The sequence below is a fragment of the Stenotrophomonas africana genome, assembly GCF_013004645.1.
Classification (GTDB): domain Bacteria; phylum Pseudomonadota; class Gammaproteobacteria; order Xanthomonadales; family Xanthomonadaceae; genus Stenotrophomonas; species Stenotrophomonas africana.
Window position 1 is genome coordinate 74,975 of record NZ_JABEME010000010.1, and the last position, 12,679, is coordinate 87,653.

The 12,679-nt window shown below is 67.8% G+C and carries 16 protein-coding genes; 13 read left to right on the plus strand and 3 right to left on the minus strand.

The window, feature by feature from the left end; all coding sequences use genetic code 11:
- Positions 1-3: 3 nt before the first annotated feature.
- Together HLA98_RS16630 and HLA98_RS16635 are read left to right on the plus strand one after the other, a co-directional pair.
- Positions 4-1,131, plus strand: coding sequence for an MFS transporter (locus tag HLA98_RS16630; protein WP_057500208.1), 1,128 nt, complete (start codon positions 4-6; stop codon positions 1,129-1,131).
- Between the two features lie 89 nt (positions 1,132-1,220).
- Positions 1,221-1,520 carry a hypothetical protein gene (locus HLA98_RS16635; protein WP_212757613.1) on the plus strand — a complete coding sequence of 100 codons (300 nt, stop codon included), beginning with the start codon at positions 1,221-1,223 and terminating at the stop codon, positions 1,518-1,520.
- On the opposite strand, the gene HLA98_RS16640 is transcribed toward HLA98_RS16635, so the two are convergent.
- The 3 genes from HLA98_RS16640 to HLA98_RS16650 form a co-directional block, all read right to left on the minus strand.
- The gene (locus HLA98_RS16640) at positions 1,507-1,941 is read right to left on the minus strand and encodes a hypothetical protein (RefSeq protein ID WP_057500207.1); all 435 of its coding nucleotides are present in this window, start codon (positions 1,939-1,941) and stop codon (positions 1,507-1,509) included. The two genes, HLA98_RS16635 and HLA98_RS16640, sit on opposite strands and share 14 nt — an antisense overlap.
- 103 nt (positions 1,942-2,044) lie before the next feature.
- Positions 2,045-2,851 carry an amidohydrolase gene (locus HLA98_RS16645; RefSeq protein WP_057500206.1) on the minus strand — a complete coding sequence of 269 codons (807 nt, stop codon included), beginning with the start codon at positions 2,849-2,851 and terminating at the stop codon, positions 2,045-2,047.
- Positions 2,852-2,865: 14 nt separating this feature from the next.
- Entirely contained in the window at positions 2,866-4,014 is a 1,149-nt protein-coding gene (locus HLA98_RS16650; RefSeq protein WP_057500205.1) for a pyridoxal phosphate-dependent aminotransferase, read from the minus strand.
- Positions 4,015-4,252: 238 nt separating this feature from the next.
- On the opposite strand from HLA98_RS16650, the gene ccmA reads away from it, so the two are divergent.
- The 11 genes from ccmA (at position 4,253) to HLA98_RS16705 (ending at position 12,590) form a co-directional block, all read left to right on the plus strand.
- On the plus strand, positions 4,253-4,822 hold the full coding sequence (ccmA, locus tag HLA98_RS16655) for a heme ABC exporter ATP-binding protein CcmA (RefSeq protein ID WP_425515719.1): 570 nt from the start codon (positions 4,253-4,255) through the stop codon (positions 4,820-4,822).
- The gene (gene ccmB / locus HLA98_RS16660; RefSeq protein WP_049447364.1) at positions 4,819-5,514 is read left to right on the plus strand and encodes a heme exporter protein CcmB; all 696 of its coding nucleotides are present in this window, start codon (positions 4,819-4,821) and stop codon (positions 5,512-5,514) included. The genes ccmA and ccmB overlap by 4 nt, the downstream gene beginning before the upstream one ends.
- 43 nt (positions 5,515-5,557) lie before the next feature.
- The gene (gene ccmC, locus HLA98_RS16665) at positions 5,558-6,328 is read left to right on the plus strand and encodes a heme ABC transporter permease CcmC (RefSeq protein WP_057500203.1); all 771 of its coding nucleotides are present in this window, start codon (positions 5,558-5,560) and stop codon (positions 6,326-6,328) included.
- Positions 6,325-6,513 (plus strand): heme exporter protein CcmD, encoded by a 189-nt coding sequence (locus tag HLA98_RS16670; protein ID WP_032129786.1) that lies wholly within the window; start codon positions 6,325-6,327, stop codon positions 6,511-6,513. The genes ccmC and HLA98_RS16670 overlap by 4 nt, the downstream gene beginning before the upstream one ends.
- Entirely contained in the window at positions 6,510-6,971 is a 462-nt protein-coding gene (ccmE, locus tag HLA98_RS16675) for a cytochrome c maturation protein CcmE (protein WP_049447362.1), read from the plus strand. The genes HLA98_RS16670 and ccmE overlap by 4 nt, the downstream gene beginning before the upstream one ends.
- Positions 6,972-8,891: a heme lyase CcmF/NrfE family subunit gene (locus HLA98_RS16680; protein ID WP_057500202.1), complete on the plus strand. Its 1,920-nt coding sequence runs from the start codon at positions 6,972-6,974 to the stop codon at positions 8,889-8,891.
- An 8-nt stretch (positions 8,892-8,899) separates the two neighbouring features.
- Positions 8,900-9,517 (plus strand): DsbE family thiol:disulfide interchange protein, encoded by a 618-nt coding sequence (locus HLA98_RS16685; protein ID WP_057500201.1) that lies wholly within the window; start codon positions 8,900-8,902, stop codon positions 9,515-9,517.
- A gap of 4 nt (positions 9,518-9,521) precedes the next feature.
- A complete protein-coding gene (locus HLA98_RS16690; RefSeq protein WP_057500200.1) occupies positions 9,522-9,971 on the plus strand; it encodes a cytochrome c-type biogenesis protein in 450 nt (149 codons plus the stop codon).
- On the plus strand, positions 9,965-10,954 hold the full coding sequence (locus tag HLA98_RS16695; protein WP_057500199.1) for a tetratricopeptide repeat protein: 990 nt from the start codon (positions 9,965-9,967) through the stop codon (positions 10,952-10,954). The genes HLA98_RS16690 and HLA98_RS16695 overlap by 7 nt, the downstream gene beginning before the upstream one ends.
- Positions 10,955-11,132: 178 nt before the next feature.
- A complete protein-coding gene (gene metX / locus HLA98_RS16700) occupies positions 11,133-12,245 on the plus strand; it encodes a homoserine O-acetyltransferase MetX (protein ID WP_057500198.1) in 1,113 nt (370 codons plus the stop codon).
- Positions 12,246-12,590 (plus strand): DUF1294 domain-containing protein, encoded by a 345-nt coding sequence (locus tag HLA98_RS16705; protein ID WP_057500197.1) that lies wholly within the window; start codon positions 12,246-12,248, stop codon positions 12,588-12,590. It abuts the gene before it with no gap.
- Positions 12,591-12,679 lie beyond the last annotated feature (89 nt).

The window sequence follows — 12,679 nt, forward strand, 5'->3', positions numbered from 1 at the left end:
CACATGTCGCGCCGCCTGTTGTTGCTCACCATTGCGCTGCTGATGTTTCCGCAGTTGGCACAGACCCTGTACAGCCCGGCCCTGGCCGATCTGGCCGAACGCTTCGCCCTGCCGCCGAGTGCCGCCAGCCAGGCCATGAGCCTGTACCTGTTCGGCTTCGCTGCAGGCGTGCTGCTGTGGGGGCGCCTGGCCGATCGTATCGGTCGTCGCCCCGCCCTTCTCTGTGGCCTCGGCGTCTTCGCAGTGGCTGCACTGGGCGGGCTGATGGCTGGCAGCTTCGGCCAGGTGCTGCTGGCCCAGGCGTCGGCCGCAGTCGGCGCCGCCGCCGCTTCGGTGGTGACCCAGACCGTGCTGCGCGACCATCTGCAGGGGCCAGCGTTGGCCCAGGCATTCTCCTGGATCGGCATGGCCCTGGCCCTGAGCCCGGCCATCGGTCTTGCACTGGGCACGCTGCTGGTCACCGCCCATGGCTATGTCGGCGTACAGTCCGGCCTGCTGCTGATAGCTGCCCTTCTGGCAGTCGCGTGCCTGGCTGGCCTGCGCGAAAGCCGCCCTGCACAGATTCCGCACGCGCCCATGCTGCCGCTGCTGCGTGAACTGCTGCGCGATCGCTGGATCTGGTCACACGCGTTGCTGGTGATGGCCTTCAACGTGGCGATGTACAGCTGGTATGCACTCGGCCCCTTCGTGTTTGCGCGCCTGCACTGGCCAGCCACCTGGTTCGGCGCCAGCGGCGCGGTGCTGGCACTGGGCTCGGCCCTGGGCGCGTGGGGCAATGGCTGCCTGCTGCGTGCAGGCGTTTCCACAACCGCGCGTATCCGCATCGCCGCAGGCCTGGTTCTGACGGGAGGCCTGCTGGCTGCGCTGCTGCATGATCACCCCGCCCTGGTCGCGGCGATGGTGCCGGTAGTGACGGGCTTCGGCCTTGCCATTCCCAATGTGCTCGGCCAGGCCCTGCGTGGCTATCCACACTGTCTCGGCAGCGCAGGCGCGCTGTTCGGCCTGCTCTACTACCTGTTGATCGGTGCGGCGATGGCGCTGGTCGGTGCAGTGCAGCTGCTGGCACCGACCCTCATCGTGTGTGGCCTGCTGGCCTTGTGGCTGCAGCGGCGGCGTCCCGTTGCAGCCTAGGAATTGCTGCAAAAGCAGCGCACTGTGCGCGCCTTCCGGGAATGGCTTTGATTCCGCGGCTATCGTGCGCGCTCTCCCACACAAGACAGATGCCCGTGATCACCATCACCGCCGAACAGGCCCGCGCCAACGCCGATGCTGCCAAGCGCCCGATCGAACTGTTCTACCGCGATCTCGACAACGCTATCCAGATCGGCTCGGAAAATGGCCGCCGCTACATCGTGTTCGGCTTCAACCAGGTGATGGCCAGCGAGCAGCTCGTCGAAGACGTGGTCGCGCAGCTGCTGAAGAATGGTTTCGGTGTCGAACGGTTGTTGAGCGATTCCGAACAGCACTACATCCGCATCAGCTGGGGATCTGCCGAGCCGTCGCGCCTCAGCGCCGGCTGAGGGTGAACGCGGTGCCGTCCACGCCCAGGTCCCAGCCTTTGCCGGTACCGGACAGGGCCAGTGAGATGTCGCCCTTGGTCATCACCTGCGCATTGCTGGATTTCATCGCACCGGCATGTGCACCGACCGACGCGTAGGTGCCCAGCAGCTGATCGATGCTGATCGCGCCGGTGAAGTTGCCGCGCCCATTGGTGATCTTCGACTTGCCCACCGTCAGGCCACCGCCCTTCATCTGGACGTGCACCGGCATGCTGGCGCCGTTGCTGCAGGTGACCGTGCCATTGCCGGAGGCAGTCTTGTAGATCAGCGACCAGCCGGACAGGCTGTAGCGCAACTCGCAGTCGAGATTGCCGGCAGCCTGCGCAGCCGGAGCGAGCGACGCGGCGGCCAGGGCCAGCAGCAGGGCGAAGGGCGATTTCATGGCAGGACTTCCAGTTCGGGCGGTCTGGCGGCGAATCTAGCAGCGCGCGCGTGCAGGTTGAATGCAGGCGCGAGCCCTGGTGCAGCGGCGTTCAGGCCGTCGCTCAGGCCTGCTCGTCCAGGTGGAAGGCATCGGCATCAAGCATGGCCGGGAAGCGCGCGCGATGCGCGGCCAGCGCCTCGGCCGAAATAGTGGTGGTGACCACCTGTTCGCGCTCGCGGATTTCCACCTGCGGCTGGCCGAGGAAATCCAGAACCGCGCTGTCGCCAGCGTAATGGAGCTGGTTGCCATCAATGCCGACGCGGTTCACCGCAGCAACGAAGCACAGGTTCTCGATCGCGCGTGCACGCAGCAGTGTCTTCCACGCATAGGCGCGTGCCGACGGCCAGTTGGCGACGAAGATCTGCAGGTCGAAATCCAGCTGCTGCGGACGCTCCACGTTGTAGCGGTTGCGGCAGAACACCGGGAAACGCAGGTCGTAGCAGACCTGCGGATTGATCCGCCAGCCTTTCCATTCCACGCTCAGGCGCTCACGGCCGGCGGCATAGCGCTCGTGCTCGCCGCCGTAGCGGAACAGGTGGCGCTTGTCGTAGTACTGCAGGTTGCCATCGGGCGTGGCGAACAGCAGGCGGTTGTAGACGCCTTCGCCATCACGCAGCTGCACGCTGCCGATCATCGCTGCGTTCAAGGCTCGGGCCTGCTCGCGCACCCAGGCCACGGTCGGGCCGTCCATGCCTTCGGCCTGGGCAATGGCTTCGTTGGAGAAGCCACTGGTGAAGGTCTCCGGCAGGATCACCAGATCGGTGCTGCCGGCCAGCGGCGCCAGCAGCGCACCGTAATAGGCGCGGTTGCCCGCCGGGTCATGCCAGCGTGTGTCGCCCTGGACGAGGGAAATGCGCAGATCCTGCATGTTCAGCCCTCCGCTCACAGCAGGCGCAGGCGTTCGATCGCCGCGTCCATGGTCGCTTCGTTCTTGGCGAAGCACAGGCGCACCAGGCGCTGGCCGGTCGGCGGATTCTCGTAGAACGGCGACAACGGAATGGCCGTGACGCCCTTCTCGATGGTCAGCCACTTCACGAACTCATGGTCCGGCAGGTCGCTGATGGCCGAATAGTCGACCAGCTGGAAGTAGCCACCCGGCACCGGCAACGCCTTCAGGCGGGTGCCGGCCAGCTGCTCGCGGAAGCGGTCGCGCTTGGCCTGGTAGAACGCGCCCAGCTCCAGGTGGTGCTCGGGCTCGTCACGGATCATCGCGGCGAAGCCGTACTGCGCCGGGCCGAAACTGGTGAAGGTGTTGTACTGGTGCACCTTGCGGAACTCGGCGGTCAGCGCCGGCGGTGCGATCGCATAGCCGATCTTCCAGCCGGTGCAGTGGTAGGTCTTGCCGAAGCTGGAGATCACGAACGCGCGCTCGCGCAGTTCCGGGTAGCGCAGCGCCGATTCATGGCGGCGGCCGTCGTAGATGATGTGTTCGTACACCTCATCGGAGATCAGGTAGATCTGCGTGCCACGCAGCAGCTCGGCCAGTGCCTGCATGTCCTGCGCCGACAGCATCGCGCCGGACGGGTTGTGCGGGGTGTTGACGATCAACATGCGGGTGCGCGGGGTGATCGCCGCACGCACGCGGTCCCAGTCGACGGCGAACGTCTGCGGATCGAGCGACACATGTACGGCCTTGGCACCGGCCAGGTCGATCGCCGGTTCGTAGCAGTCATAGGCCGGGTCGAGCACGATCACTTCCTCGCCGGCACGCACCACGGCGTGGATGGCGTTGAAGATGGCCTCGGTGCCACCGCTGGTGACAGTGATCTCGCTGTCCGCATCGACCTGCGCGCCGTAGCAGTCCAGCGCCTTCTGCGCGATGGCCTGGCGCAGCGGCGCCACGCCGGTCATCGGCGGGTACTGGTTCAGCCCGGCGGCCATCGCCCTGGCGGTCTCGTCGATCAGGCGCTGCGGCGCCGAAAAGTCCGGGAAACCCTGGCCCAGGTTGACCGCGCCGTGTTCGGCGGCGAGCTGGGACATCACGGTGAAGATCGTGGTACCGACCTTGGGCAGCTTGGTGTTCGGTTGCATCGGCCTGGGCTGTGGGGGAACAGACCTGCGAGTTTACGCAATCCGCGCGACGGTAGTGCCGGCCGCTGGCCGGCAACTTCGGCTGGCAGGTGGCGAAATTGCCGGCCAGAGGCCGGCACTACCATCGGCATTCACCGCTACAATTGCCGCCGCACTCCGGCATGAAGACCTTTGCCCCTTGAACACCCCTGCATTGCTGGCTGCCAGCGGCCTGAGCTTCTCCCGCAATGACGAGCCGGTGTTCGGCCCGCTGGACTTCCATGTGGACGCCGGCGAAGCCCTGCTGGTGCAGGGCGGCAACGGCGCCGGCAAGACCACGCTGCTGCGCGTGCTGGCTGGCCTGGCCCGGCCCGGGGCCGGGCAGGTGCGGATCGACGGCAAGCCGGCCAGCAATGCCGAGCGTGCACGCTACGTAGCCTACCTCAGCCACCTGCCGGCACTGAAGCCGGACCTGGACACGCTGGAGAACCTGCACTTCCTGTGCGGCCTGCACGGCCGCCGCGCACGGCAGATGCCGGGCAACGCGCTGGCCATTGTCGGCCTGGCCGGGTATGAGGAAACCCTTGTGCGGCATCTATCGGCCGGGCAGAAGCGGCGGCTGGCACTGGCGCGCATCTGGCTGTCGCCGGCGCCGCTGTGGCTGCTCGACGAACCCTACGCCAACCTCGACCTGGAAGGCATCACTCTGGTCAACCGGATGATTTCCGCGCACCTGCGCGCCGGTGGCGCTGCGCTGGTCACCACCCACGGCGCCTATGCCGCACCGCCGGTGCGGACCCGCCAGCTCGACCTCGGCGGTGCCGCATGATCGCGCCGGGCACCGAACCGGGCCTGTGGCAGACCGCAGGCGCCCTGCTCAAGCGCGACCTGCGCCTGCTCTGGCGCCGCCGCGGCGACGCGCTGCAGCCGCTGCTGTTCGCGGTGCTGGTGGTGGTGCTGTTCGCGCTGGCCCAGGGCCGCGAGCCAAACCTGCTGGCCGCCACCGCAGGCGCAGTGCTGTGGCTTGCTGTGCTGCTGGCCGGGCAGCTGTCGCTGGATTCACTGTTCCGCTCCGATGCCGAAGACGGCTCGCTGGAACAATGGCTGCTGGCGCCGGTGCCGCTGGCCTGGCTGGTGCTGGTGCGCGTGCTGCTGCACTGGGCCACCACCGCCCTGCCGTTGATCGTGGTCAGCCCGCTGCTGGCCGAAATGCTGCATCTGCCGCATGACCAGCTGCCGATGTTGCTGGCATCGTTGCTGCTGGGAACGCCGTTGCTGAGCCTGATCGGTGGCGTGGTCGCCGCGCTGACCGTGGGCATCCGACGCTCTGGTATTCTCGTGGCGTTGCTGTCGCTGCCGCTGTACGTGCCGGTGCTGGTGTTCGGCGCAGGCAGTCTGGTGGCAGCCGGACGCGGGCAGGATCCGGTCGGTGCGCTGCTGATGCTGGGCGCCGGCCTGCTGGTCGCGCTGGTGCTGGCACCGCTGGCCACTGCCGCTGCAATACGTATTTCTCTGAGTTGACCGAGCTGAGAGCCAATCCACCCCTGCTGGATAGCCGCCACGCATGAATCCGATTGTCCGCTGGTTCCACCAACTCGGTTCGCCTCCCACGTTCGACCGCTTCGCTGCCCGCTGGTCGCGGGTGTTCTACCTGGCTGCGGTGCCGGTGCTGCTGGTCGGCATGTGGCAGGCACTGCTGGTGGTGCCGCCGGAAGCCAAGCAGCTGGACAGCTTCCGCATCCTCTACATCCACGTGCCCAGTGCCTGGATGAGCCTGTTCGTATTCGCGCTGATGGCGCTGTATGCCGCCATCGCCCTGATCTGGCGGATCAAGGTCTGCGAGATCCTGGCCATGGCGTGTGCGCCGATGGGTGCCGGCTTCACCCTGATCACCCTGTTGACCGGCAGCATCTGGGGCAAGGGCACCTGGGGCACCTGGTGGGACTGGGACCCGCGCATGACCAGCGAGCTGGTGCTGCTGTTCCTGTACCTGGGCGTGATCGGCCTGTACCACGCCATCGAGGACCGCCGCAGCGCCGCGCGCGCGGCCGGCCTGCTGGCCATCGTCGGTGTCAGCCTGCTGCCGGTGATCCGCTATTCGGTGGACTGGTGGGGCGGCCTGCACCAGCGCCAGTCGATCAGCGTGTTCGGTGAATCGGCGATCAGCAGCACGATGATCGCGCCACTGTGGTGGATGGTGATCGGCACCAAGTTCTGGTTCGCCGGCTCGGTGCTGGCCAAGGCCCGAGCCGACAATCTCGACCGCGAGGCCGGCAAGGCCTGGGTCGGTGGCCGCGTCGATGCCGCACGTGCGGCCGGGGAGGCCCGATCATGACCCACCTGCCCTATGTGATCGGCGCCTACGCCGTGTTCGTACTGGTGCTCGGCGCCGACGCCATCGGTTCGTGGCTGCGCCTGCGTGTGGCACGCCGGTTGGCGCTGGCCCGCCAGCAGCGGCAGCAGACCCGCGCCGTCAAACAGGATGCTGCAGCGCCGCTGTCGACGGAGCTGGAACGATGACGCCGGTACAACGCCGTCGCCTGGCCTGGGTACTGCTGGCCCTGCTCGCCTCCGGGCTGGCCACCGCGCTGGTGGCGATGGCGCTGGAACGCAACATCGCCTACCTCTACACACCTTCGGAAGTGCTCCGCGGGGATGTCGATGCGCAGTCGCGCTTCCGCCTGGGCGGCATGGTGGTGAAAGGTTCCTTCAACCGACCGGTCGGCTCGCTGGAAGCACGATTTGAAGTGACCGACGGCGATGCCCAGCTGGCAGTGACCACGTCGCGGATCCTGCCGGACATGTTTGCCGAAGGCACCGCGGTGGTCGCCACTGGTCGCCTGCAGGACGGCACCTTCGTCGCCGACGAGGTGCTGGCCAAGCACGATGAGAAGTACGTGCCGAAGGAAGTGGCCGACAAGATGGGCGACGCCCATCGCAAGCACGACGTGCCGGTAACGGCACCCGAGGTGCGCTGAGTGCTGCCCGAACTGGGCCAGATCCTGCTGTTGTGCGCGTTGCTGGCCTCGCTGCTGCAGGCCGGCCTGCCACTGGTTGGCGCGCATCGCAGCAACACGGCATGGATGGCGGTGGCACGGCCTGCTGCCTTCGCGCAGCTGCTGCTGCTCGCCGGCGCGTTCGCGGTGCTGACCGCCGCGTTCGTGCAGCAGGATTTCTCGGTGCGCTACGTGGCAGAGAACTCCAATTCGCTGCTGCCGATGATCTACCGCTACTCGGCGGTGTGGGGGGCCCACGAGGGCTCGCTGCTGATGTGGGCGCTGGTGCTGGCCCTATGGACCGGCGCGGTGGCGCTGTTCTCGCGGCACCTGCCGGCACCGGTGCAGGCGCGCGTGCTGGCGGTGATGGGTATCGTCAGCGTCGGCTTCCTCGCCTTCCTGATCTTCACCTCCAATCCGTTCCTGCGCCTGAACCCGGCGCCGCTGGAAGGGCGCGATCTCAACCCACTGCTGCAGGACCCGGGGCTGATCATCCATCCACCGATGCTGTACATCGGTTACGTGGGTTTCGCGGTGCCGTTCGCATTCGCGGTAGCGGCGCTGCTGGAAGGTCGCGTGGATGCGCGCTGGCTGCGCTGGACGCGACCCTGGACCAACGTCGCCTGGGGTTTCCTGACCCTGGGCATCGCGCTGGGCAGCTGGTGGGCCTATTACGAGCTGGGCTGGGGCGGCTGGTGGTTCTGGGACCCGGTGGAGAACGCCAGCTTCATGCCATGGCTGGTCGGTGCGGCACTGATCCACTCGCAGGCCGTCACCGAAAAGCGCGGCACCTTCGGCAGCTGGACGCTGTTGCTGGCGATTGCCGCCTTCGCGCTGTCACTGCTGGGCACCTTCCTGGTGCGCTCCGGCGTGCTGACCAGCGTGCATTCGTTCGCAGCCGATCCCTCGCGCGGCCTGTTCATCCTGGTCTTCCTGTCGGTGCTGGTCGGTGGCAGCCTGCTGCTGTACGCCCTGCGCGCCAGCCAGCTGAGCGTGGACGCCGACGATCCACGCCGAGGCTTCACCGCCACCTCGCGCGAGACCCTGCTGCTGGCCAACAACCTGCTGCTGGCCACGGCCTGCGCGATGGTGCTGCTCGGCACGCTGTATCCGTTGCTGGCCGATGCGCTGTCGCTGGGCAAGATCTCGGTCGGCCCGCCCTACTTCGGCAGCCTGTTCCTGCTGCTGATGGCACCGATGATCCTGCTGCTGCCGTTCGGCCCGCTGGTGAAATGGCAGCGTGACCAGCCCTCGCGCGCCTTCGCGCTGCTGGCACCGTGGCTGGGCCTGGCGCTGCTGCTGGGCGCGCTGGCCTGGTGGCAGGCGCCGCAGAACGGCTGGAAGGCCGGCATCGGCGTGGCCGCTGCGGCCTGGGTCGCACTCGGTACCGCACGCTTCGTCTGGCAGCGACTGCGCGGCAACGGCCGCTTCACCGCCGAAATGCTCGGCATGATCGTTGCCCACGCCGGCATCGCCGTGTTCCTGGCCGGCGCGCTGCTGGTGGAAGCCTTGAACGTGCAGCGCGAAGTGGCGCTGGCCCCGGGCCAGCAGCTGGTGGTCGGTCGCTACGAAGTGCGCTTCGAAGGCGTGGACCATCGCGAAGGCCCCAATTTCATCGCTGACCGCGGTCACCTGCGGGTGTTCCACGACGGCCGCGAACTGGCCCTTCTGCACCCGGAGAAGCGCCAGTACGCCAGCGGCGGCCAGGTGATGACCGAGGCCGGCATCGATGCACGCTTCGACGGCGATGTCTACGTGGCATTGGGCGAGCCGCTGGGCAACAATGCATGGGCGGTACGGGTGCACATCAAGCCGTTCGTGCGCTGGATCTGGCTGGGCGCGCTGCTGATGGCCCTGGGCGGATTCATCGCCGCCGCCGACCGCCGTTTCCGTCGTCCGTAGGAGTTTCCATGTCCGAGTCCCCCGCCCCGCGCCCCTCCCGCCCGCTGCCGCCGGTAGCCATCGTGATCGGCGTGCTGTTCTTCTTCGGCCTGCTCGGGCTGATGATCTACGGGGTGATGAAATCAGGTGACCCGCAGCGCGACGTGCTGCCATCGGCGCTGATCGACAAGCCGGCGCCGGCGTTCGCCCTGCCGGTGCTGCACGACCCGGAAATGATCGTGCACAGCGACGACCTGCGCGGCGCGCCCTATCTGCTGAATGTGTGGGGTAGCTGGTGCGCGGCCTGCCGCGAGGAACACCCGGTGCTGACCCGCTTCGCCGAGAGCAAGCGCGTGCGCGTGATCGGCTACAACTGGAAGGACGACCCGACCGATGCACTGCACTGGCTGGAACAGCTGGGCAACCCGTTCATGGTCGTGCTCAGCGACGTCGAGGGCCGCACCGCGATCGACTGGGGTGTGACCGCCGCACCGGAGACCTTCCTTGTGGACGGCAGCGGTATCGTGCGCTGGAAGTACAGCGGTGCGATGTCCCAGCGCGTGGTCGACGAGAAGCTGATTCCGGCGCTGGAAAAGATCGAGAAGGCCCAGGGCAATGCCGGCAGCACGCTGCACACGGCGCCCTGAGCCCATGCGCTGGCTGCTGGCGCTGCTGCTTCTGATGCTGCCGCTGGCCGCGGTGGCACAGCAGCCGCTGCACGATCCGCAGCCGCTGCAGTTCCGCGATGGCGCCGAAGAACGCCGCTTTCACGACCTGGCCGCGCAGCTGCGCTGCGTGCAGTGCCAGAACCAGTCGCTGGCCGATTCCAACGCGCAGATCGCGCAGGACCTGCGCCGCGAAGTGCTGCAGCTGATGCAGCAGGGCCACGACGACGCGCAGATCAAGCAGTTCCTGGTCGCGCGCTACGGGGAGTTCGTGCTCTACCAGCCACCATTGCAGCCGGGTACCTGGCTGCTGTGGGGCGGTCCCCTGCTGATGCTCGGTGCGGGTGCTCTGGTGGTGCTGGGCATCGTCCGCCGCCGTGGCCGTACGGTTGGCGCCGCAGCGGCCGGCAAGGCCGATGAAGGAGACGGATGGTGAGCCATTGGCTGCCGGTGCTGGCCGGTCTGGTTGCTGCGTTGATAGCAGTGCTGGTGCTGTGGCCGCTGCGCCACTCTGGCCGCCGCGGCTTCGTGGTCGGCGTGTTCGCACTGGGCGTGGCCGGTGCCTGCCTGTATCTGCTGGTCGGTGATCCGCGTGCAGCACAGGTGCAACCGACGCCTTCGGTAGCCACCCTGCGCGATGGCGTGCAGGCCCTGCAGGATGCACTGAAGCGTGACCCGCAGCGGGCCGATGGCTGGGCGCTGCTGGGCCGGTCGCAGGCCGAACTGGGCAATGCCTCGGCTGCGGCGGACGCGTTCGCGCGGGCCGCCACTCTCGCCCCGGAAGACCCCGGCGTGCTGGTGGAAGCGGCGCAGGCACGTGCGCAGGCCGATGCCGGCAAGCAGTTCGATGACACCGCAATGGCCTGGTTGCAGCAGGCGCGTGCACAGGCGCCCGATGCCGAGCGCGCCAGCTGGCTGCTGGGTATCGCCCTGCGCCAGCGCGGAAAGAATGCCGAGGCTGCCGACGTCTGGAGCGGCTTGCTGCCGCGCCTGGAACCCGGGGCCGCACAGGCGCTGCAGGCGCAGATCGCCATCGCCCGTGAAGCCGCCGGCCAGACGCCTGATACTGCCCCTGCGGCGCCACCGGCGCTGCTGCAGGTCCGCGTGCAGCTGCCTTCGCTGAAGAACGCCGAGTGGCCCGCCAGCACCCAGGTGTTCGTACTGGCGCGGGCCGTGGGTGGACCGCCGATGCCGGTGGCCGCTCGCAAGCTGCCCTTGGCCGGCCTCCCGGCCACGGTCGGGCTGGGCGACGGAGACAGTCCGATGCCGACCGCGCCGTTGTCCGCACATCGCGAAGTGGAAGTGCTGGCACGCATCTCGCGCACCGGCAGCGCCAACCGCAGCGAGGATGACCTGCAGAGCGTTCCGGTGAAGGTGAGCCTGCCGCATGAGGGCGTGGTGGAGCTGCGGTTCCCTTGACCCGTAGAGCCGAGCCATGCTCGGCTGCGGAATGCTGGGAAACCAACGGCAGCCGAGCATGGGCTCGGCTCTACAGTAGATCCGCGCCATGCGTGAATGTGACGATCCGGTCCGGGTGCATCGCCGATGGAAACCAGCGTGTCGCCAGCTCCACATGCGGCCCCGCTAGAATGCCTGCATGACCGAATTCATCCCGCCCGGCACCCGCTTCCACGCCCTGCCCTCGCCCTTCCCGTTCAAGCGCGGCGGCGCCCTGCACGGCGCGCGCGTGGCCTATGAAACCTGGGGAACACTGGCGGCCGACGCCAGTAACGCGATCCTGATCGTGACCGGCCTGTCACCGGATGCACACGCGGCAGCCAACGACGCCAACCCGGCAGCGGGCTGGTGGGAAGGGATGGTGGGCCCCGGCAAGGCGATCGATACCGACCGCTGGTTCGTGGTCTGCGTGAACTCGCTGGGCAGCTGCAAGGGCTCGACCGGTCCGGCCTCGATCAACCCGGCCACCGGCCAACCGTATCGTCTCGACTTCCCCGAACTGTCGATCGAAGACGGCGCGCGCGCCGCGATCGACGTCGTGCGCGCCCTGGGCATCGAACAGCTGGCCTGCGTGGTCGGCAATTCAATGGGCGGCATGACCGCGCTCGCCGTGCTGATGCTGCACCCGGGCATCGCGCGCAGCCACGTCAACATTTCCGGTAGTGCGCAGGCGCTGCCGTTCTCCATCGCGATCCGCTCGCTGCAGCGCGAAGCGATCCGCCTTGATCCACGCTGGAATGGCGGCCACTACGACGATGCCGAATACCCCGAGTCCGGCATGCGCATGGCGCGCAAGCTGGGCGTGATCACCTATCGCTCGGCCCTGGAGTGGGATGGCCGCTTCGGTCGCGTGCGGCTGGATTCCGACCAGGCCGACGATGATCCGTTCGGGCTGGAATTCCAGGTGGAAAGCTATCTGGAAGGCCACGCACGGCGCTTTGTACGCTTCTTCGATCCGAACTGCTACCTCTACCTGAGCCGCTCGATGGACTGGTTCGACCTGGCCGAGTACGCCGACGGCGACGTGCTGGCCGGGCTGGCGAAGATCCGGGTGGAGAAAGCGCTGGCGATCGGCGCCAACACCGACATCCTGTTCCCCGTGCAGCAGCAGCAACAGGTCGCCGACGGCCTTCGTGGCGGCGGCGCCGATGCGCGCTTCATCGGCCTGGATTCGCCGCAGGGCCATGACGCCTTCCTCGTCGATTTCGAGCGTTTCGGCCCGGCCGTGCGCGGCTTCCTCGACGCGCTGTAAGTGGCATGGCGGCGTAATCTCGCGCTGGCCGCGTTCGGCGCGTTGATCGCGCTGATGGTCAGCGGCGTGCTGCCACTCTGGCTGGGTGGCTGGTGCCTGCTGGCCAGCGCGGTGTCGTTCGGCCTCTACGGCCACGACAAGCGCGCGGCGCAACGAAAGCAGTGGCGTATTCCCGAGCGTACATTGCAGTTGCTGGCCTTTGCCGGCGGTTGGCCCGGCGCGCTGCTGGGCCAGGCGATGTTCCGCCACAAGCACCGCAAGGCCGCGTTCCAGTGGGTGTTCTGGCTGTGCGTGCTGGCCAACGTGGCCTCGATCGCGGTGATGCTGCGCGAGTTTTCCCATTGACCGGCTCGGCTGACTTGCTTCCGAAGCCGAGCATGGGCTCGGCTCTACAGTAGATCCACGCCATGCGTGGATGTGCCGACCAAGGTCGG